At 25.6% G+C, this 26,761-nt stretch carries 30 protein-coding genes and 1 riboswitch; of the genes, 23 read left to right on the forward strand and 7 right to left on the reverse strand.

Annotated elements, in window-relative coordinates; all coding sequences use genetic code 11:
- Nucleotides 1-8 precede the first annotated feature (8 nt).
- The 3 genes from CM240_RS15965 (at nucleotide 9) to CM240_RS15975 (ending at nucleotide 2,246) form a co-directional block, all read left to right on the forward strand.
- Entirely contained in the window at nucleotides 9-836 is an 828-nt protein-coding gene (locus CM240_RS15965) for an energy-coupling factor ABC transporter ATP-binding protein (protein ID WP_044040525.1), read from the forward strand.
- A 32-nt stretch (nucleotides 837-868) separates the two neighbouring features.
- Nucleotides 869-1,056: riboswitch (cobalamin riboswitch) on the forward strand.
- Between the two features lie 133 nt (nucleotides 1,057-1,189).
- Nucleotides 1,190-1,945, forward strand: coding sequence for an energy-coupling factor ABC transporter permease (locus tag CM240_RS15970; RefSeq protein WP_044040527.1), 756 nt, complete (start codon nucleotides 1,190-1,192; stop codon nucleotides 1,943-1,945).
- Nucleotides 1,938-2,246, forward strand: coding sequence for an energy-coupling factor ABC transporter substrate-binding protein (locus CM240_RS15975; protein WP_044040529.1), 309 nt, complete (start codon nucleotides 1,938-1,940; stop codon nucleotides 2,244-2,246). The genes CM240_RS15970 and CM240_RS15975 overlap by 8 nt, the downstream gene beginning before the upstream one ends.
- Before the next feature lie 212 nt (nucleotides 2,247-2,458).
- On the opposite strand, the gene rodA is transcribed toward CM240_RS15975, so the two are convergent.
- Nucleotides 2,459-3,592 (reverse strand): rod shape-determining protein RodA, encoded by a 1,134-nt coding sequence (gene rodA, locus CM240_RS15980; RefSeq protein WP_044040775.1) that lies wholly within the window; start codon nucleotides 3,590-3,592, stop codon nucleotides 2,459-2,461.
- Nucleotides 3,593-3,945: 353 nt separating this feature from the next.
- Here rodA and CM240_RS17045 point away from each other — a divergent pair, with 353 nt between their 5' ends.
- The 7 genes from CM240_RS17045 to CM240_RS16015 all read left to right on the forward strand — a co-directional run bounded on the left by CM240_RS17045 (nucleotide 3,946) and on the right by CM240_RS16015 (nucleotide 9,019).
- On the forward strand, nucleotides 3,946-4,908 hold the full coding sequence (locus CM240_RS17045; protein WP_051483911.1) for a hypothetical protein: 963 nt from the start codon (nucleotides 3,946-3,948) through the stop codon (nucleotides 4,906-4,908).
- Between the two features lie 11 nt (nucleotides 4,909-4,919).
- Entirely contained in the window at nucleotides 4,920-5,285 is a 366-nt protein-coding gene (locus CM240_RS15990) for a beta propeller repeat protein (protein ID WP_044040531.1), read from the forward strand.
- An 88-nt stretch (nucleotides 5,286-5,373) separates the two neighbouring features.
- Nucleotides 5,374-5,787 carry a hypothetical protein gene (locus tag CM240_RS15995; RefSeq protein WP_044040533.1) on the forward strand — a complete coding sequence of 138 codons (414 nt, stop codon included), beginning with the start codon at nucleotides 5,374-5,376 and terminating at the stop codon, nucleotides 5,785-5,787.
- A 58-nt stretch (nucleotides 5,788-5,845) separates the two neighbouring features.
- On the forward strand, nucleotides 5,846-6,169 hold the full coding sequence (gene tnpA, locus CM240_RS16000) for an IS66 family insertion sequence element accessory protein TnpA (protein ID WP_044035972.1): 324 nt from the start codon (nucleotides 5,846-5,848) through the stop codon (nucleotides 6,167-6,169).
- Entirely contained in the window at nucleotides 6,163-6,513 is a 351-nt protein-coding gene (tnpB, locus tag CM240_RS16005) for an IS66 family insertion sequence element accessory protein TnpB (protein ID WP_044035973.1), read from the forward strand. Before tnpA ends, tnpB begins: the two co-directional genes overlap by 7 nt.
- A 91-nt stretch (nucleotides 6,514-6,604) precedes the next feature.
- Nucleotides 6,605-8,227, forward strand: a complete 1,623-nt coding sequence (gene tnpC / locus CM240_RS16010) for an IS66 family transposase (protein WP_051483633.1) — start codon at nucleotides 6,605-6,607, stop codon at nucleotides 8,225-8,227.
- A gap of 231 nt (nucleotides 8,228-8,458) precedes the next feature.
- The gene (locus CM240_RS16015; RefSeq protein WP_044040535.1) at nucleotides 8,459-9,019 is read left to right on the forward strand and encodes a YcxB family protein; all 561 of its coding nucleotides are present in this window, start codon (nucleotides 8,459-8,461) and stop codon (nucleotides 9,017-9,019) included.
- A gap of 78 nt (nucleotides 9,020-9,097) precedes the next feature.
- On the opposite strand, the gene CM240_RS16020 is transcribed toward CM240_RS16015, so the two are convergent.
- Nucleotides 9,098-9,448, reverse strand: a complete 351-nt coding sequence (locus CM240_RS16020; protein WP_044040537.1) for a hypothetical protein — start codon at nucleotides 9,446-9,448, stop codon at nucleotides 9,098-9,100.
- Nucleotides 9,449-10,019: 571 nt separating this feature from the next.
- On the opposite strand from CM240_RS16020, the gene CM240_RS16025 reads away from it, so the two are divergent.
- A complete protein-coding gene (locus tag CM240_RS16025; protein WP_044040539.1) occupies nucleotides 10,020-10,556 on the forward strand; it encodes an RNA polymerase sigma factor in 537 nt (178 codons plus the stop codon).
- Nucleotides 10,557-10,641: 85 nt separating this feature from the next.
- Complete coding sequence (locus CM240_RS16030) at nucleotides 10,642-11,040, forward strand: phage holin family protein (protein WP_044040541.1); 399 nt, start codon at nucleotides 10,642-10,644, stop codon at nucleotides 11,038-11,040.
- A gap of 264 nt (nucleotides 11,041-11,304) precedes the next feature.
- Here CM240_RS16030 and CM240_RS16035 read toward each other — a convergent pair whose 3' ends face one another.
- Nucleotides 11,305-12,030, reverse strand: a complete 726-nt coding sequence (locus tag CM240_RS16035; RefSeq protein WP_044040779.1) for a LytR/AlgR family response regulator transcription factor — start codon at nucleotides 12,028-12,030, stop codon at nucleotides 11,305-11,307.
- 207 nt (nucleotides 12,031-12,237) lie between these two features.
- Here CM240_RS16035 and CM240_RS17695 point away from each other — a divergent pair, with 207 nt between their 5' ends.
- The 3 genes from CM240_RS17695 (at nucleotide 12,238) to CM240_RS16045 (ending at nucleotide 14,482) form a co-directional block, all read left to right on the forward strand.
- Nucleotides 12,238-12,396 carry a hypothetical protein gene (locus tag CM240_RS17695; RefSeq protein ID WP_156930640.1) on the forward strand — a complete coding sequence of 53 codons (159 nt, stop codon included), beginning with the start codon at nucleotides 12,238-12,240 and terminating at the stop codon, nucleotides 12,394-12,396.
- 129 nt (nucleotides 12,397-12,525) lie between these two features.
- The gene (locus CM240_RS16040) at nucleotides 12,526-13,146 is read left to right on the forward strand and encodes an accessory gene regulator B family protein (protein ID WP_044040543.1); all 621 of its coding nucleotides are present in this window, start codon (nucleotides 12,526-12,528) and stop codon (nucleotides 13,144-13,146) included.
- A gap of 31 nt (nucleotides 13,147-13,177) precedes the next feature.
- Nucleotides 13,178-14,482 carry a sensor histidine kinase gene (locus CM240_RS16045; RefSeq protein WP_051483912.1) on the forward strand — a complete coding sequence of 435 codons (1,305 nt, stop codon included), beginning with the start codon at nucleotides 13,178-13,180 and terminating at the stop codon, nucleotides 14,480-14,482.
- A 1,082-nt stretch (nucleotides 14,483-15,564) separates the two neighbouring features.
- Here the strand turns inward: CM240_RS16045 and CM240_RS16050 are convergent.
- Nucleotides 15,565-15,924, reverse strand: a complete 360-nt coding sequence (locus CM240_RS16050) for a glycoside hydrolase family 73 protein (RefSeq protein WP_051483913.1) — start codon at nucleotides 15,922-15,924, stop codon at nucleotides 15,565-15,567.
- Nucleotides 15,925-16,045: 121 nt separating this feature from the next.
- Between CM240_RS16050 and CM240_RS16055 the strand changes: the two genes are divergently transcribed.
- Together CM240_RS16055 and CM240_RS17050 are read left to right on the forward strand one after the other, a co-directional pair.
- A complete protein-coding gene (locus tag CM240_RS16055) occupies nucleotides 16,046-16,624 on the forward strand; it encodes a sigma-70 family RNA polymerase sigma factor (protein ID WP_044040545.1) in 579 nt (192 codons plus the stop codon).
- Nucleotides 16,625-16,824: 200 nt separating this feature from the next.
- The gene (locus tag CM240_RS17050; RefSeq protein WP_051483914.1) at nucleotides 16,825-18,225 is read left to right on the forward strand and encodes a KAP family P-loop NTPase fold protein; all 1,401 of its coding nucleotides are present in this window, start codon (nucleotides 16,825-16,827) and stop codon (nucleotides 18,223-18,225) included.
- Nucleotides 18,226-18,446: 221 nt separating this feature from the next.
- Here the strand turns inward: CM240_RS17050 and CM240_RS16065 are convergent, their stop codons facing one another.
- Both CM240_RS16065 and CM240_RS16070 read right to left on the reverse strand, forming a co-directional pair.
- Nucleotides 18,447-19,406, reverse strand: a complete 960-nt coding sequence (locus tag CM240_RS16065; protein WP_044040546.1) for a tyrosine-type recombinase/integrase — start codon at nucleotides 19,404-19,406, stop codon at nucleotides 18,447-18,449.
- Nucleotides 19,407-19,734: 328 nt separating this feature from the next.
- The gene (locus CM240_RS16070) at nucleotides 19,735-20,268 is read right to left on the reverse strand and encodes a hypothetical protein (RefSeq protein ID WP_044040548.1); all 534 of its coding nucleotides are present in this window, start codon (nucleotides 20,266-20,268) and stop codon (nucleotides 19,735-19,737) included.
- Nucleotides 20,269-20,644: 376 nt separating this feature from the next.
- On the opposite strand from CM240_RS16070, the gene CM240_RS16075 reads away from it, so the two are divergent.
- The 4 genes from CM240_RS16075 to CM240_RS16090 all read left to right on the forward strand — a co-directional run bounded on the left by CM240_RS16075 (nucleotide 20,645) and on the right by CM240_RS16090 (nucleotide 23,118).
- Nucleotides 20,645-21,607 (forward strand): hypothetical protein, encoded by a 963-nt coding sequence (locus tag CM240_RS16075; RefSeq protein WP_051483915.1) that lies wholly within the window; start codon nucleotides 20,645-20,647, stop codon nucleotides 21,605-21,607.
- Nucleotides 21,608-21,618: 11 nt separating this feature from the next.
- Nucleotides 21,619-21,984, forward strand: a complete 366-nt coding sequence (locus tag CM240_RS16080) for a beta propeller repeat protein (protein WP_044040549.1) — start codon at nucleotides 21,619-21,621, stop codon at nucleotides 21,982-21,984.
- 88 nt (nucleotides 21,985-22,072) lie between these two features.
- A complete protein-coding gene (locus CM240_RS17750; protein WP_044040550.1) occupies nucleotides 22,073-22,591 on the forward strand; it encodes a hypothetical protein in 519 nt (172 codons plus the stop codon).
- Nucleotides 22,591-23,118, forward strand: a complete 528-nt coding sequence (locus tag CM240_RS16090) for a hypothetical protein (RefSeq protein ID WP_044040553.1) — start codon at nucleotides 22,591-22,593, stop codon at nucleotides 23,116-23,118. Before CM240_RS17750 ends, CM240_RS16090 begins: the two co-directional genes overlap by 1 nt.
- Before the next feature lie 58 nt (nucleotides 23,119-23,176).
- Here the strand turns inward: CM240_RS16090 and CM240_RS16095 are convergent, their stop codons facing one another.
- Complete coding sequence (locus CM240_RS16095; protein WP_044040554.1) at nucleotides 23,177-25,291, reverse strand: glycoside hydrolase domain-containing protein; 2,115 nt, start codon at nucleotides 25,289-25,291, stop codon at nucleotides 23,177-23,179.
- A 402-nt stretch (nucleotides 25,292-25,693) separates the two neighbouring features.
- On the opposite strand from CM240_RS16095, the gene CM240_RS16100 reads away from it, so the two are divergent.
- Together CM240_RS16100 and CM240_RS16105 are read left to right on the forward strand one after the other, a co-directional pair.
- Entirely contained in the window at nucleotides 25,694-25,960 is a 267-nt protein-coding gene (locus tag CM240_RS16100; protein ID WP_044040556.1) for a hypothetical protein, read from the forward strand.
- 344 nt (nucleotides 25,961-26,304) lie between these two features.
- Complete coding sequence (locus CM240_RS16105; protein ID WP_044040557.1) at nucleotides 26,305-26,733, forward strand: sigma factor-like helix-turn-helix DNA-binding protein; 429 nt, start codon at nucleotides 26,305-26,307, stop codon at nucleotides 26,731-26,733.
- Nucleotides 26,734-26,761: the final 28 nt, after the last annotated feature.

Genomic DNA, 26,761 nt, shown 5'->3' on the forward strand with positions numbered 1-26,761 from the left:
GTGATATAATGAAGAATCCAATATTAGAAATAAGAAATTTGAACTACAGCTACAATTCTGATAAGAAAGCTTTAAATAATATTACCTTATCTATTAACAAAGGCGAAAAAATAGCTTTTCTTGGTGCAAATGGTGCTGGAAAATCTACTTTTTTTCTTAATCTCAATGGTGTTTTACATCCTGATAGTGGTGATATTATTTATGATGGAATTATAATGACTTCCAAGAATCTAAATACTTTAAGAAAAAATATCGGTATGGTGTTTCAAGATGCTGATAATCAAATTATAGCTTCAACAGTTTTCTCTGAGGTATCCTTTGGTCCTATGAATATGAAGCTTCCTATTGAAGAAGTAAAGTCTAGAGTAACCGAATCCTTAGAATACATGAATATTACATCTCTTAAGGACAGGCCTCCCCATTACCTCAGTGGTGGTGAAAAAAAGCGTGTCACTATTGCCGATATAATTGCAATGAAATCTGAGATAATAATATTTGATGAACCAACAGCATCACTGGATCCTTTAAATATTAATTTACTTGAAGATGTACTAAGTAAACTTTATGATGATGGAAAAACTCTATTAATTTCTACCCATGATGTAGATTTTGCATATAAGTGGGCTACCCGTATTATCTTATTTGCTAATGGTACAATAATTGCCGACGATATACCTGTTAATATCTTTAAAAATCAAAGTATTTTAAAAGAAGCAAATTTAAAAACACCAATATTATTTGATGTATATGAGATGCTTAAAGAAAAAAATAATGTGACAACCTTATCTTATCCAAGAACTATAGATGAGATGAAATTATTAATTGACAATTTATAGAATGCCATTGTAATATATAAGTGGTTATTAATTACAATTTAAATGCAAAAGGTGCCTGTGTTTCTCCGCAGGATAATAGGGAAAAGGGTGAAAGTCCCTTACGGTCCCGCCGCTGTGTTGGTATAGTTGTATCTTAATTTTATGTCACTGGGAAACTGGGAAGACAAGATATAATGTTTGAAGCCAGAGTCAGAATACCTGCCTTTTGCATACGAAGATATTTAGTTACGAGCGATGACTAAATATTTAGTAGAACACTTTTTTAATATTAAAAAGTGTTAGTTTAAGATGCAATTCTAATGACTGGGAATCATTAGTTAATGTGTCTTTTTTTATTTTAAGGAGGAATCACAATGAAAAATCACAAAAAACTTACCATCTTTGCAATTATTTTTGCTACAGTATTCAGTATTAATCCTATAGCAAATGCAATGCATATCATGGAAGGATATCTTCCAGTTAAGTATTGTGTAACTTGGGGACTAATCTCATTACCATTTCTTATTTTAGGCTTTATTTCTATAAAGAAAACTGTCTCTGCTAACAGAAAGTCACTAACTATCTTAGCTATGGCTGGAGCCTTTATCTTTGTAATATCATCACTAAAAATACCATCAGTAACTGGAAGTTGTTCACATATGACTGGTACAGGCCTTGGTGCAATATTATTTGGACCTTTTGCTGTCAGTATTTTAGGAATAATAGTCCTTTTATTCCAAGCTATTTTATTAGCTCATGGTGGAATAACTACATTAGGAGCTAATACATTTTCTATGGCAATAGCTGGTCCAATTATATCTTTCGCACTTTATAAATTATCCATTAAGTTTAAATGTAATAGAAAAGTAGCTGTTTTCCTTGCTGCTGCTATGGGAGATTTAGCTACTTATTGTATAACTAGTTTACAATTAGCTATGGCTTATCCATCACCAGAAGGCGGTATACCTGCTTCTATTGTAAAATTTTTAGGCGTATTTGCTCCAACACAATTACCATTAGCTATTATAGAAGGTATCCTTACTGTAATAATAGTTATGGCACTTGAAACATATGCAAAATCTGAATTAACTATTTTAGGTTTTTTAAAGGGGGATAAGATTCATGAGTAAAAATAAAAGAACTGTACTTATATTGTTAGTAATTGCTGCTGCCATTGCAATTATTCCTTTATTCACCTTAAAAGGTGCTGAATTTGGTGGCTCTGATGATGCTGGAAGTGTTATGATCAGTGAAATTCAAGGTGAAGAACACGAGCCTTGGTTCACTCCAATTATGGAAACCCTTATCGATGGTGAACTTCCTGGAGAGGTTGAAAGCCTTCTATTTTGTGTACAAACAGGAATTGGTGTTGGTATAATTTCCTTCTTCATGGGTCGTTTCGTAGAACGAAAAAAGTTGGAAAATAATTAGAAAATTTTATAATGTATAGTATTTCTATATTGTTACTTTTAAAAACCAGAAATTACAGCTTAAATTTCTGGTTTTTTATATTCCTTCTATCTAGATTTGTTTGCACCTAAATGTGGAATCTATATTAAAATACATTTTCACCTTGTAAAATGGGATTATTGCAAAACTAACTTTTCAGTTACCTCTTTCAATGATACCTTTTGTTGTTTTCACTAAAAATTAATTTTTTTATGTCTCATACCAACATTTAAAACAAGTGCTAAACTCATAAAATATACAAGCATAGAACTACCTCCATAACTCATAAAAGGTAGTGTTATCCCTGTTATCGGCATTAATCCAATACTCATACCCATATTCTCTAAAATTGAGAATAACATCGATCCTGTAACCCCAGCTACAAGTATTGATCCAAAAACATCTTTTGATTCCTTAGCTATATTAATCATTCTAAAAATCATAATTCCATACAGCATCAAAAGACCAAAAGAGCCAATAAATCCCCATTCTTCGCCAACTACTGAGAAAATAAAATCAGTCCATGCTTCTGGGATAAATCCACCTTTTGTTTGACTTCCATTTTTATATCCACTTCCAGTAAATCCACCAGATCCTATAGCAATTTTAGATTGTATCACATGATATCCCTTTCCTAAAGGATCTCTTGAAGGATCTATAAAAGTCATAATACGTTCTTTTTGATATGGTTGAATTAAACCACTATTCCATACTACTGCAATTGAAATAAACAAAAGTAAAAATCCTCCACCAATAATCTTCCAATCAAGTTTACCTACTATTACCATACCCAGTACTGTAAAGAAAATTACCATACTCATACCCATATCTGGTTGTATTATAACTAAAGATGTTGGTATAATAGCATAAATAAAAATAATTAATAGCTTTTTAAATGAATCTATTTTTCCACCCATATCTTCTATTTTCTTCGCAACGATAATTATTATAGCTAATTTTGCAAATTCTGAAGGCTGTATTGCAAAAGAGCCTATCTTTATCCATGATTGTGCCCCTTTACTCTCCGTACCTATAAATTTATTTATCAATAATAATATAATAGATGTTCCATAAATCACATATGCATAGTTTTTAAAGAAAGAATAATCGATAGTTAGGATACAATATACTACAATTAGCCCTATTACGAGCCACATAAGTTGTAATTTTGAGTATCTAAAACCGATAAGCACACCATCTAAAGTTTTATTGTATGTAGCTGAATAAATATTAAGTACTCCAAAAATAACAATTGCAACTGCTATCATAAGTGTTGTAAAATCTAGTTCACTTATTAGCTTTTTATTTATTTTTAGATTTGACAATATTTTCCCAATTTTATAATTTTGCTTCATTATTTCACCCCCTCTATATATAACTATTTATTTTTTATAGTGTAAAATCATCACTTTATATGAAAAGAAACAACTTTTTTTGAAAATTAAGGTAGTTATAGATTTTTTCATTACACTTATTACTTTTTATAACAAATAAACCAATATTATCTTCTCACCTTATATCACTTGAGTCAAGTAAAAATGTACGTGACGTACATTTGAAATCTCTGTATAAAACTTGTATAGCATTTGCTATATAAAGATTTGTATCAATGCATTGAAATCATTTCAAATTTATATAATAATGGAATAAATGGTTTTATTTTATAGGAAAGGATTGTATTATGAAAAGCACTAATAAATTAAATTTAAAAAATAAACATTGTATGCCCCATTGGAAATCTATTACTGCAATAATTGTAACCTTAACATTATTAATAATAGGATGCATATTATTTATTAGTGATAGCAAAGTTGGAACTTATATTTCAATAAGACTATTTCATTCAAAAAATGTAACTATTGAACTAAGTGACGATAATATTTATGATAATGGACTTGATAATATTATTAATGATATTTCTAAAAAAATTACTTTACCTAAAGAACTCTATATTTCTGATGACTTTAAAATTCTTTTTGACTCTGATGGCACAATCACTTCTATAAATGGTTTACTATATGGAAAAAATAAAAATAATTCTACAGATAGCTTTTTGATAAGCTACAACAAAAATAAATCAAAAGATTTAAATGTGTATCTAAACAAAAAAGTTGATGATAATTATGAGAAAAAATATAGTATCGACCCCCTAATTAACTCTCTTAAAGTTATTCCTCTAAGATATTCTGTTGGTAACTGTAATGAAACAGAATTCGAAATACTCTATTCCGGTGAAAAAGAATGGGATGCTGATACTAAAGGTATTATATACATAAATTCTCAAGGTGAAACTAAAGAGCTTATAAATCCATCACCATCAAAAATAACAGGATATACTGTTTCTGTATTTGTTCCTAATAAAGAAGAAAAATATACACCTCTTAAATATACTCTTGTCGATAAAATTGATAATGTTGATGGTGAAATTACTACTGAAATATATCGTAGTGATTTATTAACTTTTAATAAAAACAAGGCTAAGACATTAGATAAGTATACTATTGAATTTAAATTAAATGATGATATAACATATGATTTAAAAGCTGGAGACTATCTACCTTATCAGAATGATCCATATAATGACGGTATACTTGAGGTTAGAAGTTATGGATTATTAATGAAGATACTAAAAAATCATCATTAATTAATGATGATGTGTTTGATGCTAATATTTCAGACGCTCAAAATATCTTTTTCTTAGATGAAAATGTTGGATTTGCACTATCTTATTATATAGACGGAAGCTACAAAAAAGGGAAATTATATCGAACAGAAGATGGCGGTAAAACATTTGAAAAAGTTGATTTATCTAATATTCAAGACGAATCAATAACTGATGAAGATTGTTCTATAAGACTTATGGGCATCCCTTATGAAGAAAATGGGGCGCTATTTATGAAATTTATTTATAGTAAGAATCAAATATATAGAGGTTACGTACTTTGCAAATCTAGCGATAAAGGTATAACATGGAGTATTAATAAAGTTATTCCTGAGGATACTATACAAAATAAATCTTAAATTCTCTATATTTTAGATTTTTAATATTCGTTAAGAATGCATTTAGTTTTTCATCAAATATTATGACTACATTATACAAGGAGGTCATATGAATATTGAAGTTAAGATTTCAAAAGAAGATTTTGTTGATTTTCATACTGAAAACTTTTTATGTAGTAAAGAATTTAAAAGATTACTTATAGTTATATACATATATCTTTTTATTATTTATATATTATTACTGATATTTTTAAAAAGTGTTATATTTTCTATATTATATTTTACTATACTCATACTAATTTTTAAATTTAGATATGTGGTATTTTCAAAATATATATCTAAATTCTTATATAAATTTACTTCAAAAAAATCAAATCAATATATTTTTGAGACTACTAATATATTATTAAGTGATAATTTTGTAACTATAACAAATATATACAGAGAAAGAACTTTTAAAATAAAAAATATAAACAAAGTTTTATCCAACAATAAACGTAAATGTCAAAAATTAAGTACCTAGATACTAAAATTTCCAATTGATAAAATTAAGGAAATAACATTTTATCAGGAGGTTAGGTATGTATAAAAAGTTAAGTAATGATGAATGGAGAGAATATATAAATCGTTATTATGCTAGTGATGAAAATTTAACTGTAAAAGATTATTGTGAAGAAAATAATATTAATAAAAGTCAATTTTACTATCATAAAAGAAAAATTGAAGAAAAGGCTACGCCAGTATTTCATCCTATAAAAATTAATACGGAAGCAAATATCGTTAGAAAAGATATTGGAGCTTCATCTGAGGTGAAGATTTCAATTGGTAATATTAGCGTAGCTATTCCGACATCGGAGACTGCTTTGATAAATTCTTTAATTAAGGAGCTATTATTAAAGTGTTAAATATAGATAAGGTTGAAACAGTATATATAGCCTGCGGCCCAACAGACTTAAGAAAAAGTATAGATGGATTAGTAATGATAGTAAAAAATCAACTGCAGCTCAATCCTTTTGATAAAGCATTATTTGTTTTTTGTAATAAACAGATGGATAAGTTAAAGATACTCCATTTTGATGAAGGATTTTGGTTATATTATCATCGTTTAGAAGGAAATCGCTTTAAATGGCCTGCTACGCAGGAGGAAGCAGTAAGTGTAAATATAGAAGAATTACGTTGGCTTTTGAAAGGATATGAAGTGAGAATAAAGTCTAAATTTAAACCAGTAAAAGAAGGTAATTATTATTAAAAATAGATATATAAGAACCCTTGAGAATCCTTTATTTTCAAGGGTTTTTGTGGTATAATATATATATAAATAAATGTTAAAAGAGGTACTTATGAATCACGAAATTATTAGCAATGAACTTGATGAAAGAAGCCAAGTATTAATTGAAAAAGTCGAAGAAATGGAAAAAGAAATAGATTCTAAAAATAAAGAAATAGAAAATCTCAAAAATGAATTAGAGTTTTTAAAAGGAATTATTTCAAATAAAAATAAAAAAATATTTGGAGCATCTAGTGAGAAAGTAGATGCTAATCAATTATGCTTTTTTAATGAAGCAGAAAAACATAGTGATTCAAAAGTAGAAGAACCTACGGTAGAAGAAATTACATATAAGAGAGCTAAGAAAAGCAATAATATTGGTAAGAAAGATAACCTTGCTAATTTAGAGAGAAAAATCATAGAACATAAATTAGAAGGCGATGATTTAATCTGTGATAAATGTGGCAGTGAACTAGTTGAAATTGGAGTTAAATCTAGAAAAGAAATTTTAATATATATTCCTGGTAAATTAATAGTAGAAGAACACGTATTGTACAGCTATGCTTGTAAAACATGCGAGAAGGAAAATGAAGATAGTAAGATTGTTTCACCAGAAATGCCTAAAACTATTTTCTATAATAGCATGGCTTCTAATGAATTAATTGCTCATACTATTGCACTTAAATATCTTCATGCTATGCCATTATATAGGCAACAGTCTTATTTTGACATGATGGGGGCTACTCTTAGTCGTCAGACTTTATGTAACTGGACCATGTCAGCTGCTAAAGCATTAGAGCCGATATATAATTACATGAAAAAAGAACTTCTTAATAGAAATTACATTCATGCTGATGAAACTACATTGAAGGTAATCAATGATAATGGTAAGAGTTCTAAGTCTAAGAAATATATGTGGCTATATATGAGTGAAACTAATGCTAAACCGATAATCCTTTATGATTATCAAAATACTAGATCTAGCTCGTGTCCTAAAGCTTTTCTTGGAGAATATAGTGGATATCTACAAACTGATGGATATTCCGGATACAACTCCGTTAGCGAAGCTACTCGGCTATATTGCTTAGCTCACATAAGAAGAAAATTCTATGAAATAGTAGAAAATCTTGATAAAGAAGCCCTAAAAAAATCTCGTGGTGTAATAGGGTTTAATTATTGTGAGCAAATTTATAAACTTGAAAAAGAGCTTAGAGAAACATATTCTTCTAATGAAGATTATTATGATATTAGGTTTAATATAAGAAAAGAAAAATTAGAACCTATTCTAGATAACTTTATTGAATATGTTGAAACTGAAATAAAAAATGCACTTCCAAGAAGTCCGTTAGGTAAAGCGTTAGACTATGCTAAAAAACATTTACCTGGACTGAAAAATGTATTATTAGATGGATCACTAGAAATTGATAATAATGCTGCTGAAAGAGCTATCAAACCTTTTGTTATTGGAAGAAAAAACTTCTTATTTGCTAATACTGCTAAAGGTGCAACATCTAGTGCTAAGTTATACAGCATTATAGAAACAGCTAAAGCTAATAAAGTTGTTGTAGAAAAATATTTGGTTTATCTTTTTAACAATTTACTAAATATTGATTCTAATAATAGCGAAGCTTTAGAAAATCTAATGCCTTGGTCAAGTAGTATTCCTGATAATTTAAAAATTAAAATAAAGAAATAAACAAATCCCGATAGGGCTTATATAAATTGCCCTACCGGGATATTTTAATATATTTTTTTAATTGATAAAAGGTACCAAAACTTTGACGCTTACCAATAAACTAATATGCATAAAGTTTAATACTGGTGATACTATATTATTTCCAAAGAACATTAAAAATTCAACTGAATTTTTAAACAACATTTTAAACATAACAAATTTAGAAGTAAAAAAAATTTATAGGAGAAAAAAATGACAATAGTTTATAAACTAAATAGAGATCACTTATTTCAAACATTAAGTGATATTTTTATCAGAACTAATAAATTCAAAAAACTAAGACTGATTTTGACTTTATTAAGCGGTATCATTGCTAGTGCTGTTTGTTACCTATTTAAAGAATTTTTAACCAAGTATTATTCACTACTAATAATTATATTTATAATAATCGCAGTTATGATTTTGTATTTTCTTGTCTGTAAAACTCAAATCCATATACAATTTAAAGGTATTATTAAAAAATTTTACGAAAAAAATGATTATAATTATGTATTTTTACCTACTACATTAGAACTTACATCTGATTATATTAAGTATACAACTGAACATGTAGTTACCAAATTAAATTGGAATTCAATTATTGCTGTTTATGAAATAGTAGATTACTTTATTATAAATATAAATTCTGAAACTACATTATTCATTCCGTTAGATACGATTATAAATAAAGACCTATTTATTAGTATTATTACTAATAACACCAATATTAAAATAAAAAAGGAGTATCCACGAAACTGGATTTACTGTAAATAAAACATCCTATAGAATAAACTTTTTTATGATGTCTATTCTATAGGATACATTTAATACTTAATTGTTTCTAATTAATATCTATATTAATATAGCTATTAATACAGGTATTAATTTAACTAACGCAACTATAGCAACTACAGAAATAATTGCAATACAAAATATACCTAATACTATTAATACAATGCTAAGAATTTTCTTTATTAAATTTAGCAATTCATCTACATCAGATTTTACAACTTCCTCTACATACTCTTCTAATTTGTCCTTATCTATAGTTATAATCAGCATTTTAGAAACATTAATTGCTTTCTTGTTTATTGTTTTGCTTTTTACTTGTTCTATTTTTATTTTTATTTCTCCTGTTGTTGCATCAACTTCAGCTGCAACTTTTAAATCACAATTACCAAAACTTAATAATGTTTTCTTCAACTCTATATTTGCATCTGTACTTAGTGTTAATTCTAATTTTTCTAAAGCACTTGCTAATGTAACTCCTGAAATTTCTCTAACCTTATCTCCAGTTGGTTCATCAATTTTTCTTCTTTTTGTAGTTGTTACAAAATTATCTGAAGTTTGCTCAATCCCCAGTCTTATTTGTAATCCGTAAATTGCTTTCCAGCGAGTAATTCCATAAATAAAAGAACTGTTATAAAACTAACTTTCTAGTTAGCGATTATAACAGTTCTTTTTATATAATTAGATTTTTATAATTCAACAAAATACTTATAAAGTATAATTCTAATCAATTAAAAATTTATACGACATCACCTGCAAATTTGATAGAAAAAATTATTACCTTAATTAAAATAATTACATAAAAAACTGTAATATACAACTAATATTTTTCTGGAAAATATCCATTTTATCAGTTTTTATCACTTTTTGTATAACTTTATATTTTTTGTAATTTAATGAATAATTTTATATAATTAACATATGTTTACAAAGTCGTTTTTTATTGCTTATTAATATATAAATATTAAATTTGGAGGTTTTTAGAATGAGTAAAAATATTTATAAATTAATTATTGACAGCAAAAATGGAAATTCCAAAGCTTTAGAAACACTTTTAGATTTATTTAAAGGATTACTCAACAAATATGCATATTTTCTAGATTATGAGGATGCAAAAAATGATTTAAATCTTCACTTTATTAAAGTTATAAAAACTATGACAATTAATGAATCAATGAACGCTGATGCTATTTTAGTCTCCTATCTACATAGATCAATAAAACATGAATTCTTACGTCTTTCTAAAAAGAAAGCTAAAGAGAATTATATTAGTTTAGACTTAGACATAATTAATGAATCAAATGAAAACGATATAAATTTTGATTATTTACCTGATTTTATTGATAAATATTTAACTGCTAAAGAAGCATCAATAATAAAAATGATATACTTGAAAGATTATAGTGTTAATGATGTATCTAAAATTATGAATACTTCAAGACAAGCTGTGAATCAATGTAAAAAGCGTTCATTAATAAAACTAAGAAATATTTTGGAGGAAAATTCTTCATTTTACGGATAGTGTTACTACACGATAAAAACTTTATTTGACATGTTTATAGTTTTAAATAAAAATTCTCTCTATTATTTAAAGGAGGTGTTATTGTATGGATAATATTATAAAATCCATGAATCTAATCTTTTCTTTTATTGCTACCATTGTTACATGGATCTTTGGAGGTTGGAATATTTCAATAATAGTTTTAATTTCTTTCATGGCATTAGATTATATAACAGGTATTTTAAAAGCTTATATATCAAATAATTTATCGTCTTCTATTGGTATTAAAGGTATAGCCAAAAAAGGGTTAATTCTAATTGTTCTTATTGTAGGTTCACTATTAGATAGATTAATAAATTCAAATGAGTGGATTTTTAGAACATTAATATGTTACTTTTATATTTCAAACGAAGGATTAAGTTTATTAGAAAATTGTGCACTACTAGGATTGCCATTACCGGATAAATTACTAAATTCGTTGAAGCAATTGCAAGAAAAAAAGTAATTGTAATTTGCATTATTTATTACCACTCTATACCAACAAAATTTATTAAAAATGCTACAGTTGACCAATTACAAATTCTATATTTTCATAATAAAAAACAGTTACGATTTCTCTGTAACTGTTTTTTATTTTATTATATATATTTTAATAGGAATTTCATTAGAACACATCACTTCCTATTCTATTTATAGGCTTTTCAAATTATTTTCATAAGCCTTCATCTTAATGTTAATAATGACAAAGTCAAAGAAGTTCAAGAAGATACTAACCTAATAACTTCTTTATGCCCCTAGTAGACGCAAGACATTCATCCCCTGTTATCATATAAATGATTCTATTTTTCTTATCTATTTCTTTTATTTTATCTTTGTTGATAATAAATGAGGTATGACATCTACAAAAACGTTCATCTAACATCTTATAAACTTCCTTCATATTACTATAAAACTCTACTTGTCTATTAGTACAATTAAGAATTACCTTATGTATAGTAGTCGATGTTTCAAAGAAAATAATATCATTAAAATCAACGTTGATAATTCTATCATCTAATTTCACTGAAAATACTTTTTGTAGTTCTGAAGATTTTATTTTATATTTATCAAGAGCATTCTTTATACATGCTTTTATTCTATCTCCTATATTCTTATAATTATCCTTTATGATATAATCCATTGCCTCTACTTTATACATAAAAGTTAAATAGCTCATTTCAGCATGAGTGGTTATAAATACTATAAATCCTCTTGGATCATATTTTCTTATTTGCTCTGCCAATTGTATTCCATTTATACTTGAACGAAGATCCACATCTAAAAAATATAGCCCAGTAACTGTATTATTCTTTAGTTTATCTAAAACTATATATGGATCATCAGTAACTAATTCTATTTCCATATCATAATTTTCTATCATAATAATATTGCTTATAATATCCTTAAATTTTTCTTTTTGTTCCTTATTATCCTCACATATGAAAATTTTTATCATACCATCCTCACCCCAATGAAATACATTATATATAATTTTATCATAAATAGTATTATTATTCATTTTTTACTTAATAATCATCATTTTTTGTAATTAGAATTTATTTTATTCAGTTTTTATTTATATTTTTACCATTTTTATCTTTTTGTGATGTATTACTAAAAAAGTATTATTATAGATATATATAATATTAAGGAGTGAGTAATTATGAAAAATGAAAAGAAAAAATTTATAAGTAAAATTACTGATAGCTGTGCAAATAAATTAATAAATATTGGTGAGAAACATTGTGAATCAACATCTATTATATTTACTTTCTATGAACCAAAATTATCTAAAAAATTATTAAACGAAATTAATAAATAATTATAATTATTATGTATATTTTGCAAATTGAGGAATTTTGTTTTATAATAGGAATATATTTATAGACAATTAAAAAATTGTGTCTTTTCTAATGTTATTATGTATATTAGCTAAAAGGAGTATATTCTAATGAAAATAAATTTTAAATTTGACATATATGAATACATAACTATAAAAATTATTTCTTTCTTTAAAAAAAAAATAGATTTAAATAAATCATCTTTAGAAAAATTATCTTTAGGAGTATTAGTTTTACTTATAAATATATTTAAAATAGCATTTGTACTTATAGTCTCTTTACCTTTAGGAATCTTAAAAGAGACTATAGTATTAGTGCTATTTTTTGGTGTTTTAAGATTCTTTTCCTTGGGTATTCATGCAAAAAGTAGTATAGGGTGTACAATTATGACCTTATTCATATATATTTTTTCTTCCTATCTTAGTCATAACTATCCTTTATCTATATCAATAGTGATGATTCTCTCATTAATTAGCTTAATAATTATATTTGTTTATTCTCCAGCAGATACTTACAATCGTCCATTAACTGACTCAAAAAAACGTAAAAAATTAAAAATACAATCATTAATACTTTCTATTTTATATTTATTATTAAGCATCATTGTTAATAATCTTATTTTTTACAATTTAATAATGTATTGTTTGCTTTTTCAATCAATTAGTATACATCCAATAACATATAAAATTTTTAAACAGCCCTATTCTAATTATAAAAATCTTATACAATAATTCACTACGTATATTTATAGGGGAGGTTCATATGCATACCATCTACATTATTTTTATTTTATCATTTTCAATTTTGACAATATTAGCAACCTTACACAATATTAGTGGTTATAAATTTAGTATTATTGAAAAGGTTTTATTATTTTTATCTATTATCATATCATATTTTATTTTATACTTAATAAATATAAATTTAGCATCAATTTCTACATATATAATTCCAATAATCTTTATATATATAAGAAATAATAAACTACTTAAAAGTATTTTTATCCAAGCGATTACTTGTATAATAATAATATTTAGCGATAATATTATTACACTAATTATCATAAAATGCATTAGTGAAGATTTCACAAGAACTACTTATGGATATATTATAACTTCTTTGCTTATATTAATACTTGCATATTCTATAAGTAAATTATTATCTATAATTATAAAGAAATATGGTAGTCTTATAACTGAATACTCAAAATCTAAATATTCCATATTGATATATGTAATGGTGATATTAACTTTAGGTGTATTTTACATAAATATAAATTGGAATATTTCTGATGATGCTACCTATCTTGCTCAAATAAATGGTATATTATTTTTAATATATGGAGCGTTAATGATAATAATAACCGCTATATTGCTTTTTATATTGAAGAAAGATCAGAATTTTAAAATTAAAGAAATGCAAATGAATAACCTCCAGGAATATACTTATAATCTGGAATGTTTATATATGGACATGCGTAAGTTTAGACATGATTATATAAATATTATATCTTCAATGGCAGATTTTATTGAAAGTAAAGATATTGAAGGATTAGCAAAGCATTTTACCGAACATATATATCCATTGAATACAGAAATGAATAAAAACAATTATAAATTAGGTTTGTTAAAAAATATTCTAATGCCTGAAATTAAAGGACTTCTTTCTGCAAAAATTATCAGAGCTCAAGAATTAGGTGTTGATGTGATACTAGAAATAGTGGAACCCATTGATAAAATAAACTTAGATATAATAGATTTAAATAGATGTTTAGGAATTATACTAGATAATGCCATAGAAGCAACATTACCTAGTGAGGAAAAGAAGCTACATATAGCCTTTATAAAGAAGAATTCTTCTATATTCATCGTTGTATCAAATACCTTTGAAGGTAAAATTCCTCCTTTATCTAAAATATTCAAAGCTGGTTTTTCTACCAAAGGAAAAAATCGTGGCTTAGGGTTAAGTAATTTAAAAGATATTATGAATAAGTATTCTAATGCCACATTGGATACATATATTGAAGATAATAGATTTACTCAAAATATAACTATATCTAATTATTAAAGAATTATGAATATCCTTAAACTTAGTATTAAGAAACTCTGATATTCTAAGACCTAAATTAAGTAGCAATGTATATTTCAATAATCTCTATATCTATTTAAAGTATAGGAATGATCAATGATGTTAAGTAAAGTGCTAGCTCCATATTCACTTAAATATATAGACATAGTTTTAAATATCTCATTATTTTTAATAGCTCTTATGAGTCCACAGATTCTATAAAAAGAAGATGGACTAAAAACAATATATCCAAATATAAAAAAGTAACTGTAATGGGTATACCAATTATTGTATAAAATATAATAACTTCAATAATAAAATATACTACATATAGTAATATGAAACTGATTTTAACCATCATTGCTATAAATAATATTTCTTTAGACGGCTTGTTAATTTTAAAAATATAAATTGCGTTTATAATATTAAACAACATTAAAAATCCTGTTAAAATTAATCCATATTTTAAAGGAATTATGTACCAACGAGAGTTGCTTACAATTTCAGAATAACCTGCAAATTCATACATAATTCTTATAGAAAATAAATATATACATATAATATATAACACTGGTAGTATATATTTTTGCTTATTATTTAAAAAAATAGTTTGATATCTATCTCATTTCCCCCTTTTGTAAACTCTTACACTTTTCTATTTATGGTAACATTTTATTAGAAAACCTATTTTCATTCTTTCTTTATATTAATAAACCTATCACTTAGACATCCATGTAATACTGGTACTATAAAAGTTATTACCATAATATGCTAAATGAAATTTGTCATCGTTTTTTCTAAAGATCTAGTTTCAAAAAGTCCATACTCATCCCCTCTTGCTAATCTTTTGCTTCAATCAATCTCCTTATTTACTATATTAACCAAGTTATTTCCTAATATATTATCACATAAAAATGATTAATGTATATATAGATTTTCCACAATCAATAAAAGAAGAATGATATATAGAAGATAAAATAATAAAATTACTTTCAATAAAAAGTAAAAGTAAGCTAAATAGAGTTATTTTTCATCTTTTAGCTATCTTAATTACCTCACCTACATATATCAAGTTAGGATAGCTAATAGCATTTATAGTAACTAAGTGTTAGCTTCCCTAACAGCTCTATATCTTTCTGTAAGTAATAATTTAGTATGCTCTTTATAGAATCATTAAAACTATCATAGGCTCTAAATTTAGCAGCTACAGTTTGCCTCATACCATTGTAGTATTCTGTAGTATCCATTGTAGTATAAGCACCGTTCCAGTCATCAAAGGCTTTTATACCAAATAAATTCTTAGCCTTTACTGATAATGTGGAACTACCCCATCCACTTTCTAAGATTGCTTGAGCTATCGTCACAGATGCTAATATTCCATGGTTCCTATGGCCATAAATGGCACCATCTTTAACAAGATTTATGAAACTTTGTTTCTCCATAAATATTCCTCCTCAAAATCTAAAATTTCAGTTATAATATATACATTAAATCCTTTATTTACCAATAACAAAACATACATTTTGCATATTTATTACTAATAGACGATTATGAGGTGATAATATGCTATCTTATAAAGAAATCGAGAACTTAGTAGGAGATTCAAAGAAAGGAAACAAGCTATCCACAATGGAGCTTGTAAAACACTTTGAGCCTTTTATTTTTAATGCAGTAAAAAACGTTAACATAAGTGGATACGATACTAATGATTTAATACAAGTAGGTTATTCTGCCCTAATAGTTGCCATAAACAAATATAATGTAAACTCAAATACATTCTGCTCCTATGCCTATAGAGCAATTAAGAACGCTATTAACTATACAATAAGATCTAATGTTAAGCATAATAACCTTTCCTTAAACAACACTATAGATGAAGAAAAAACAATGACTATTATAGATAACATTCAGGATGAAAGTACTTTAGAAGATACATATTTAACCAAACTTACTAATAACCAGTTAAGTAAGGTTTTAAGTAACTTAAACTATGAAGATAAAGAACTTATTAAAGAAATTTACTTTAATAAAACATCTGTAAGGAAGTATGCTGAGAAGCATCAGATATATTATCAGAAAGCTTTAAGAAGAAAGAATAGAATACTTATGGAGCTTAGAGATAAGTTTCAGGGGGAAGGATGAAGTGTAACTAAAACAATATATAATTAGTGCTACTTCTTTCGTAAATATATTTATAGATATTTATTAAAAGTTCTTTTATAAAGTTAAAATTGTAATATAAATAATTTATTTACTTTAGTTTAGTACTTAGAATACAACAGAAATATTTATCTATAAATGATATAATTTATCATATAAAATTTATTAAAAAAGGTGATTATATGGATGGAGATATTCTAGTCTCATTTGATGATGACATATATAACAGAAAAATTATTGCTGAGCAACTAACTAAAATAATAGACTCTCAAGACGAGTCCTTAGTTATTTCTATTGATTCTGATTGGGGAACAGGAAAAACAACTTTTATAAAAATGTGGGATAATATGTTACAGACAGAATCGTATAATGAGAAATTCTTTACATTTTATTTTAATGCTTGGGAACATGATTATGTAAGTGATCCACTTTTAGCATTGTTTTCTGAAATTCAATCTCAAATTGAAAAAAATAAAAACAAGTTATATCAAAAACTTGATAATATTAAAGATATTATTGCACCCTTAGGAAAACATGCAACAGTAGCTGGTATAAAATTATTAACAGCAAATATATTTGACTTAAGTTATATAAATTTAAACAAATCTACTGAATCTGCATTAATAGATTTATCTCAAAAAGTTGGAGAAACTGCTATTAAGCAAATATCTGAAAGTAAAACAATTAGAAAAGAGTTTAAAGATGAAATGCATAAGCTACAACAGAATTCTAACAAAAAAATTATATTTTTTATAGATGAATTAGATAGATGTAGACCAACATTTGCTATAGAGTTATTAGAAGTTATAAAACATCTATTCAATATAGAAAAATATATTTTTGTTATAGCTATAGATAAAGAACAATTGTCTCACTCAGTTGCTACTATTTATGGACAAGGCATGGATAGTATCGGATATCTAAGAAGGTTTTTTGATTTAGATTATAGATTACCACATATAAATATAAAAAACTATTTTAACGATAAAGTTTTTAGTATGTTAAAAGATTTTAAAAACATAGAATTGTTTGGAGTGTTTTTGAAAGAATATATATATTTAGAAAACTTTTCTTTAAGAGATATAGATAAAACTGTTTACTATTTAAAACTATTATTACCAATAATAGATGAGTTTAATAATGATAACAACTATAAGCCAGTATATATTATAGCTATTAGCTATATATATTCTTATTTAATAACTATGAAAATTAAAGAGCCCTTAATCTATAAAAAGCTTGTTTTAGGGAATTATAATAAAAATCACCTTAATAATTATATTAAATCTATTAATATTGAAAATTATAAAAAGAATATAAATAATTGGCATCCGAAACAAATTCAGAAGGTTATTAACCCTGTATTAAAAAAATTTTTAAGCTTAAATTTATTACGAATACAAAATAGTGATATTAATGTATTTAGTATACCATATGATAATAGTTATTTAATTGGATTAACTAATGATAATAATGATGATTTTTTATCAGAGTATACCTTTGATTTAAAAAATTTATTTATTGATGAAAAAAAGAATATAATTTCAAAGTTAGAGTTTATAGACAATTTTCAAGATAAATAAATTCATTGACTTATTGTCAATTTAATAAAATATTTATAGAGCCTAAAGAAAAATTTTAGATTATAGGATACAGGCATTGAGATATTAATTTCTAATGCCTGTATATTTTTTATACAGTGTTATCTATAGATAAAATTAATATCTAATTGTAAAAATACATAATAATATAAATTATTTATACTACATATTCTTAATTTATTACTAATTCTAATAAATACTATTTATCTTCTATTCAATGGATTCCCCTCAATAGCTCTCCTAACATCTTCATCATTAACATGAGTATAAATAGATACAGTATTAAGACTTTCATGATCTAATATTCTTTGAAGTGTTCTAACATCAGTACCGTTTTTAAGAAGTAATGTAGCCATAGTATGACGTAGTTTATGAGGAGTACAATCTTCATTTATATTGGCCATACTACAATATTTTTTAATACTAAGTTGAACAGTTCTAGGGTTTAGCTTAGCACCCCTGGTGCTTATAAATAAGTAATCTTCTAAGTCATTATTCCACTTTTTATTTCTAACTTTAAGATACTGATTTATTGAGTGTTGAGATACTTCATTAAGAAAAACTATTCTTTCCTTATTTCCTTTACCAAGTATTTTAATAGAATCATTATAAATATCCTTGAACTTAATATTAAGAAGTTCTGATATTCTAAGTCCTAGATTAAGAAGTAATGTATAGATACAGTAATCTCTTTCTCTATTTACAGTATGGGAATAATCAATTATGTTAAGTAAATTATTAGCTTCATATTCGCTTAAATAAACAGGCATGGTTTTTGTTTTCTTAGGTGTTTTTAAATCTTCTGTAATATTGGTATCTATTGCTCCTATGTTTAATAGATATTTATAAAAAACTCTTATAGATGTTATCTTCCTAGACCTTGTAGTATTTTTATTACCTTTTGTAGTATCCAGATATTTAATAAAGTTATGGATATCTTCTATAGTAATACTATTTATAAATTTCTTATCAATATCAGCTATAGTAATATAATCTATAGATATATTACTTAAAGATGATATCTTTTCTTTTTTCATATATCTTAAAAATAAAATTAAATCACTACAATACCCATTAACAGTTCCAGCTGCTCTTCCTTGTACTGATGTTAAGTAATGTAGGAACTCTTCTAAAATAGAAGGAAGTTTAATAGTTTCTTTCATTGATTCACCTCTCTATATACTATATTTTATATAAAATCCACAATTTGAATTATAACTTTAAAATAAAATCTTACGTGACGTAACATTCAAAATACTGATTATGTAGTTTTACTTAATATATCTATATTTATATATTAACATCCTAGAAGCTTAGTTTCTATTTTCTGTAGGTAAAAATTGTAATTACTATTTAAAATTATTTTCACATAAACAAAGTGACCTATCCATAAAAAAGAAAGATCACTTTGAATAAAATTATATTTTTTTAAAGATACATAACTCTAATAAAAAAGTTATTATTAAGAATTATTTATGATTTCCCTATGTATTACCAACTACCATACATAGGAATAGAGTTATAACCAGAAGCCACGCTTAGTCCAGTGTCTACAAAACCATAGTTTACGCCATCACCGGTAACTTTAACCCAGCCTCCTTTTGAACTCTCAACATACTCAATACATTTCCAATCAGGATGACTATTACCAGATATATTATCATTACAAGCCACGCGACAGTTTGCAGCTACGGCTCCCCATTTTGTACCACTAGCGGTGTAAACATTACGTAAATTACGCATTTTAAAAGTTTTGTATTTGGTATTATTAATAGTTGCTGTTCCATAAGGATATTCAGTACAATTTACCAGAGAATTGTTTGGTGGATCAATAATGAAACCATAAGAAAGAGAACCTTCAGAATTTAGAAAAAGTATGTGACAATAATAGTTATCTCCACCCCAATTTCTATCGTAGCCAAAAGCTTCACGATTATAGATTGAACCAATTTTTTTTGTTTTATTTGTATCACTATATACAGGAATAGTCAGTCCACTTTTATTAATACAAAAAGTATTTGCCATTATATTATCTCCTTTCTAGTTTTATTTATAATTGATTACTTAATATATAAAAAGAAACTATTATTAAATTTGTAAACACGAAAAGAAATTTATTTTTATCACAGTTTTATTTTTAGGGCTTTTATTGGTATACCTAAGATACAACTACCAGAAAATTTTAATGAAATAGTAAAAAGATAGAGCTCTGGTGAGATTACTACTGTTAAGGCTATGGAGCTAACGTGATTGAAAAAGACTACTTTGTTATAATATAGTTAAGGATGCATCATCCAAAAATTAATCTTATTGTTAAAAATTTATATTGTTGTGTTGAATTTTTTGTAATTTTGTTTAATACTTAAATAAGTATACTATATTGGGGAGAAAGGATTGTATTATGAAAAGCACTAATAAATTAAATTTAAAAAATAAGCATTTTATGCCCCATTGGAAATCTATTACTGCAATAATTGTAACCTTAACATTATTAATAATAGGATGCATATTATTTATTAGTGATAGCAAAGTTGGAACTTATATTTCAATAAGACTATTTCATTCAAAAAATGTAACTATTGAACTAAGTGATGATAATATTTATGATAATGGACTTAATAATATTATTAATGATATTTCTAAAAAAATTACTTTACCTAAAGAACTCTATATTTCTGATGACTTTAAAATTCTTTTTGACTCTGATGGCACAATCACTTCTATAAATGGTTTACTATATGGAAAAAATAAAAATAATTCTACAGATAGCTTTTTGATAAGCTACAACAAAAATAAATCAAAAGATTTAAATGTGTATCTAAACAAAAAAGTTGATGATAATTATGAGAAAAAATATAGTATCGACCCCCTAATTAACTCTCTTAAAGTTATTCCTCTAAGATATTCTGTTGGTAACTGTAATGAAACAGAATTCGAAATACTCTATTCCGGTGAAAAAGAATGGGATGCTGATACTAAAGGTATTATATACATAAATTCTCAAGGTGAAACTAAAGAGCTTATAAATCCATCACCATCAAAAATAACAGGATATACTGTTTCTGTATTTGTTCCTAATAAAGAAGAAAAATATACACCTCTTAAATATACTCTTGTCGATAAAATTGATAATGTTGATGGTGAAATTACTACTGAAATATATCGTAGTGATTTATTAACTTTTAATAAAAACAAGGCTAAGACATTAGATAAGTATACTATTGAATTTAAATTAAATGATGATATAACATATGATTTAAAAGCTGGAGACTATCTACCTTATCAGAATGATCCATATAATGACGGTATACTTGAGGTTAGAAGTTATGGATTATTAATGAAGATACTAAAAAATCATCATTAATTAATGATGATGTGTTTGATGCTAATATTTCAGACGCTCAAAATATCTTTTTCTTAGATGAAAATGTTGGATTTGCACTATCTTATTATATAGACGGAAGCTACAAAAAAGGGAAATTATATCGAACAGAAGATGGCGGTAAAACATTTGAAAAAGTTGATTTATCTAATATTCAAGACGAATCAATAACTGATGAAGATTGTTCTATAAGACTTATGGGCATCCCTTATGAAGAAAATGGGGCGCTATTTATGAAATTTATTTATAGTAAGAATCAAATATATAGAGGTTACGTACTTTGCAAATCTAGCGATAAAGGTATAACATGGAGTATTAATAAAATTATACCTGAATATACTATACAAAATAAATCTTAAATTCTCTATATTTTAGATTTTTAATATTCGTTACGAACACATTTAGTTTTCTATCAAATATTATGACTACATTATACAAGGAGGTCATATGAATATTAAGTTTAAAGTTACACAACAAGATTTTATCAAATTTCATATCGATAACTTTTTATCTAGTAAGTTATTCAAAACCTTACTAATACGCTGTTATATATATTTTTTTCTAATATATATAACATTAAATATAATTTTCAAAAGTACTCTATTTACTATAATATATTTTGGTATATTAATAATACTTTATAAATTTCTATCGATACTCCTTAGTAAATTGATGTATAAATTCTTAACTAAATATACTATAAAAGAAGAAAAACAATATCTCTTTGAAACAACTAATATAACATTACAAGATAGTTCTATGATTATAACTACTAAATATAGTACTAGAATTCTTAAGTTAGAAAATATAAAAGAGATTTTATCAAATAAGAGTTTTATTTGTATAAAATTTAATACACAAGACTCTATTTTGTTCTCATATGATATCGAAAACTCAGGAGAATTTATTGACAGCATTTTAAAAGTTACAAATCTACAAATTAAAAAAATATCAGGAGGTAAGTAATGAAGATAAATTATCAACTAAGTAAAAGTCAAGTTATGCGACTAGCAAATTACTTTATTACTCCTTCAATAATATCAAAATTAACAATATTAATTCTATCTTTGATTTTACCCATATACATTCCAATTATGTGTTTATTATCAGAATATAGTAAATCTATATCTTTGGAAATAAGTGATATTATTGATAATATATTAGTTCTATTTATATCCTATTGGATCATAAAAAAACTTTTACCCTTTGGATTAAATCTACTTTATAGAAAGATCTTAAATAATACTACTTATAGTTATATATTCTCAGTAATTTATATAGAAATTACTGAGACCCACATAAAATATAGTAATGAATATATGGAAGAAATAATAGATATGACTTCAATTATATCTATTGATGAAATATACGATTTCCTTATTATTAAAACTAATTGTAGAAATAATTTATTTATTCCTTTAGATGCCATTAAAGATAAAGATATCTTCATACACTTAATTACTGATAAAGGAAATTTAGAAAATAATAATTAATTATTGTTATAGATAATATTTCACTAGACAATGACATCTAGTGAAATATTAATGTAATCTATTTAAACAATACAATCAACGTAAGTACTATTGAAATAATTGCTTCAATAGGTGCATATGCTACTATTAAAAAAAATGCAATTGCTAGGACTACTAAAACTAAAATTTTTTCTATTAATTCTATCAAGTCTTCAACAGCAGATTTAACCACCTCTTCAACATAATCTTCTAACTTATCCTTATCTATAGTTATAATCATCATTTTAGAAACATTAATTGCTTTCTTATTTATTGTTTTGCTTTTTACTTGTTCTATTTTTATTTTTATTTCTCCTGTTGTTGCATCAACTTCAGCTGCAACTTTTAAATCGCAATTACCAAAGCTTAATAATGTTTTCTTTAGCTCTATATTCGCATCTGCACTTAGCGTTAATTCTAATTTTTCTAAAGCACTTGCTAATGTAACTCCTGAAATTTCTCTAACCTCACCATCATTAATATTTATTGTGGCATAGTTACCAGAAATCTGTTCTTCTAAGGCATTTCGTACAGAAATTTTAATAGCATCTGATGAAAAAACAGTTGTAGTTTTCTCATACTCAGTTACATTAAAACCTAATATATCTATTATTGTAGATACATTTTCTAAATCAAAATCTTGTACATGGTCACATCCAGTATCTAACCCTGATGCTATATTATTATCAAGTGCATACTTAGTTCCTCCTACAGTATAATTATTTTCTGCAATTTGGTCAAACGCCCAATTTTTAGGCAATGGATATCCAAGGTTGGCTGCAAATCCACTAGACATATCACATACAAAACTAGTAGGTGTATATCCCAATGCATATAATCTGCTACAAGCATATCTTGGTGCATATACTCCAATCTCATAACAATTATCCAATGTTTCAAATGTAGCTTGTACTGCTTCAAAATATGGAATTACTCTTGATGATATATCATCTTCATTAACATCGCAATCAACTCCAAAATATATTGTAGTGCCCTCTGGAATTCCAATTGTTTTAGCTGCAATTACTGCATGTAATGCATCACGTTCACCATTAGCTTCAGTAAACCATTCTGCCTCATATCCATATACTTCGTATATTGGTACTACATTAAATCCATGATCTATTATTAATTTAAATTCACTAGGCTTCATTGCATATTTACCAGTTAAATATCTACCTATTGTAGTATATCCTTTAGCTGAAATATCATTTGCTATTTCATCAGTTATTGTATCTGATGTATCGCAACATGTTCCTTTTCTATCAGGATCACCAGTGCTTGTCACTAATGAGGCCCAAGTTTGTTTTCCTACATATCCATCTACATCAAGTGCAACAAATTTTTGAAAGTTTGTTACTGCAAGTTTTGTATGAATACCAAAGTAGCCTGTAAATCCTGTAGGATCATATCCATTACAATATAAAGCATATTGAAGTAATTTTACAAAGTTATTTTCCGATCCAACTTGTAAAAAGGGAAATGACTCTCTAGTCTGAGGTCCTACAAAACCAGTTGGTTCATCAATTCCTTCTTCTATCTGAATAGCATATATTAATCCCTTATTGGTATTTCTACCGTATATACCATCACAAGGGATTAATCCAAGATCATCATTAAAATATTTATTAGAGCTATAATCCCTATTTATTGCTTGTTGTATTTCTTGTATTTTTTTATCAGCATCAACTCTATACTCAAGCAATCTAAATGCATCCATGCTTAATAATGCTCTCATTATCGTTACATCTACTACACCATCACAATTAGTTAATCCAGCATCAGTTTGAAGCTCTATTATTGAAGCTTTAGTTCCTTCTCCAAAATAACCAGTAAACCCTCCAGGATTATATCCCTTACACCATAATGCACCTTGAATAATACCAATTTGCTGCCTAATACTATTTGCTTCAAGAGATAAATCATCTTCACTAGGATTAGAATCAATTGATAATGGCTTAAAAAGACTTCTTGTAGTTGGTCCAAAATTATCTGAAGTTTGCTCAATACCTAGTTCTATTTGTAATGCTCTTGTTAAACCGTAAATTGTTTCCCAGCTTGTAATTCCATTCTCTTCAATTTCATTATATCCAACTTTACCCATATAATTAATATTTAACCATTGTTGAACTTTCTTTACCATTTCATCTGCCATAAAAGTACCTCTTTTCTTAATTATTATTTATATAAGAAAAAGAACTTTAGAATGGTTTTGTAAATCTTCATCTAAAATATTGTTAACATAAATAAAAAAACTGTTATAAAACTAACTTTCTAGTTAGAGATTGTAACAGTTCTTTTTATCTAATTAGACTTTGATAATTCAAATAAGTACTTATAAAGTATAATTCTAATTAAAAATTTATACGACATCACCTTTAGATTTAATAGAAAAAATTATTACCTTCATTAAAATAATTACAAGAAAAATTGTAATATATAACTAGCATTTTTCTAGAAAATATGCATCATATCAATTATTGTCACTTTTTATGTAAAATTATATTTTTTGTAATATAATGATTTAAATCTTCACTTTATTAAAGTTATAAAAACTATGACAATTAATAAATCAATGAACGCTGATGCTATTTTAGTTTCCTCTCTACATAGATCAATAAAACATGAATTCCTACGTCTTTCTAAAAAGAAATATAAAGAAAATTATATTAGTTTAAACTTAGACATAATTAATGGCTCTACTGAAAACGATATAAATTTCGATTATTTACCTGACTTTATTGATAAATCTTTAACTGCTAAAGAAGCATCCATAATAAAAATGATATACTTGAAATATTATAGTGCTAGTGATATATCTTAAATTATGAATACTTCAAGACAAGCTGTGAATCAATGTAAAAAACGTTCATTAATAATAATAATAAACATATTTGTAAATCCCAGCTCTATTTTTTTGTGTAATAAGATAACTAAATATGTATGTAGATTATGACCAAATATCAGTATCTTATGTAAAAACTTATATTTATATAATATATTTGCAAAATTTTATTTTTTTCTTATTATTTTATAGATATGAAAAAAGGGATGACTAACATTGGATAAAAATTTATATAATCTTATATTAGAAAATAAACATGGGGACATTTCTGCTTTAGAAGAATTGCTTTCTCGATTCGAAAAATTAATAAAAAATATGCTTATATGCTAAAATATGAAGATGCAAAACATGATCTAATACTTCATTTTATTAAAGTTATAAAAAATATGCCATTGAATGAAAATATGAAAAGTGAACCAATACTTATTTCATACTTAAGTAAATCAATTAGGAATGAATACATAAGATTATCTAAAGAAAAAAGTAAATATAACGAGTTATCATTAAATTTCGATATAAATACTGAAAATAACATCACTGAAATTGATTTTGATTATGTTTCAGATTTACTTAATGAATGCTTAACAGAAAAGGAAACTTCAATTATGAGTCTTCTTTATACTGATGGCTATAAGGTCTATGATGTGTCAAAAGTTATGCATATTTCAAGACAAACTGTTAATCAATGCAAGAATAGATCTTTATTAAAACTAAGAAATTTTTTTGAAGAAGATCCCTTTATTGCACTATAAAAAAGAGATGAGATAAAACTAAAATTAG

It is taken from the genome of Clostridium bornimense, assembly GCF_000577895.1.
Taxonomy (GTDB): domain Bacteria; phylum Bacillota; class Clostridia; order Clostridiales; family Clostridiaceae; genus Clostridium_AN; species Clostridium_AN bornimense.

Excerpts from the sequence above, each read along its gene's own strand:
- CM240_RS17050 (WP_051483914.1), top strand. The coding sequence starts at position 16,825 with ATGGATGGAGATATTCTAGTCTCATTTGATGATGACATATATAACAGA.
- CM240_RS16090 (WP_044040553.1), top strand. The coding sequence starts at position 22,591 with ATGAAGATAAATTATCAACTAAGTAAAAGTCAAGTTATGCGACTAGCA.
- CM240_RS17750 (WP_044040550.1), top strand. The coding sequence starts at position 22,073 with ATGAATATTAAGTTTAAAGTTACACAACAAGATTTTATCAAATTTCAT.
- CM240_RS16015 (WP_044040535.1), top strand. The coding sequence starts at position 8,459 with ATGACAATAGTTTATAAACTAAATAGAGATCACTTATTTCAAACATTA.
- CM240_RS16095 (WP_044040554.1), bottom strand. The coding sequence starts at position 25,291 with ATGGCAGATGAAATGGTAAAGAAAGTTCAACAATGGTTAAATATTAAT.
- CM240_RS16105 (WP_044040557.1), top strand. The coding sequence starts at position 26,305 with ATGCTAAAATATGAAGATGCAAAACATGATCTAATACTTCATTTTATT.
- CM240_RS16030 (WP_044040541.1), top strand. The coding sequence starts at position 10,642 with ATGGATAATATTATAAAATCCATGAATCTAATCTTTTCTTTTATTGCT.
- CM240_RS16100 (WP_044040556.1), top strand. The coding sequence starts at position 25,694 with ATGACAATTAATAAATCAATGAACGCTGATGCTATTTTAGTTTCCTCT.
- CM240_RS16055 (WP_044040545.1), top strand. The coding sequence starts at position 16,046 with ATGCTATCTTATAAAGAAATCGAGAACTTAGTAGGAGATTCAAAGAAA.
- CM240_RS17695 (WP_156930640.1), top strand. The coding sequence starts at position 12,238 with ATGAAAAATGAAAAGAAAAAATTTATAAGTAAAATTACTGATAGCTGT.
- CM240_RS15965 (WP_044040525.1), top strand. The coding sequence starts at position 9 with ATGAAGAATCCAATATTAGAAATAAGAAATTTGAACTACAGCTACAAT.
- CM240_RS15975 (WP_044040529.1), top strand. The coding sequence starts at position 1,938 with ATGAGTAAAAATAAAAGAACTGTACTTATATTGTTAGTAATTGCTGCT.
- CM240_RS16045 (WP_051483912.1), top strand. The coding sequence starts at position 13,178 with ATGCATACCATCTACATTATTTTTATTTTATCATTTTCAATTTTGACA.
- CM240_RS16070 (WP_044040548.1), bottom strand. The coding sequence starts at position 20,268 with ATGGCAAATACTTTTTGTATTAATAAAAGTGGACTGACTATTCCTGTA.
- tnpA (WP_044035972.1), top strand. The coding sequence starts at position 5,846 with ATGTATAAAAAGTTAAGTAATGATGAATGGAGAGAATATATAAATCGT.
- CM240_RS16050 (WP_051483913.1), bottom strand. The coding sequence starts at position 15,924 with ATGGAGAAACAAAGTTTCATAAATCTTGTTAAAGATGGTGCCATTTAT.
- CM240_RS16075 (WP_051483915.1), top strand. The coding sequence starts at position 20,645 with ATGAAAAGCACTAATAAATTAAATTTAAAAAATAAGCATTTTATGCCC.
- CM240_RS16025 (WP_044040539.1), top strand. The coding sequence starts at position 10,020 with ATGAGTAAAAATATTTATAAATTAATTATTGACAGCAAAAATGGAAAT.
- CM240_RS15970 (WP_044040527.1), top strand. The coding sequence starts at position 1,190 with ATGAAAAATCACAAAAAACTTACCATCTTTGCAATTATTTTTGCTACA.
- tnpC (WP_051483633.1), top strand. The coding sequence starts at position 6,605 with ATGAATCACGAAATTATTAGCAATGAACTTGATGAAAGAAGCCAAGTA.
- CM240_RS16065 (WP_044040546.1), bottom strand. The coding sequence starts at position 19,406 with ATGAAAGAAACTATTAAACTTCCTTCTATTTTAGAAGAGTTCCTACAT.
- CM240_RS16035 (WP_044040779.1), bottom strand. The coding sequence starts at position 12,030 with ATGATAAAAATTTTCATATGTGAGGATAATAAGGAACAAAAAGAAAAA.
- CM240_RS15995 (WP_044040533.1), top strand. The coding sequence starts at position 5,374 with ATGAATATTGAAGTTAAGATTTCAAAAGAAGATTTTGTTGATTTTCAT.
- CM240_RS17045 (WP_051483911.1), top strand. The coding sequence starts at position 3,946 with ATGAAAAGCACTAATAAATTAAATTTAAAAAATAAACATTGTATGCCC.
- CM240_RS16040 (WP_044040543.1), top strand. The coding sequence starts at position 12,526 with ATGAAAATAAATTTTAAATTTGACATATATGAATACATAACTATAAAA.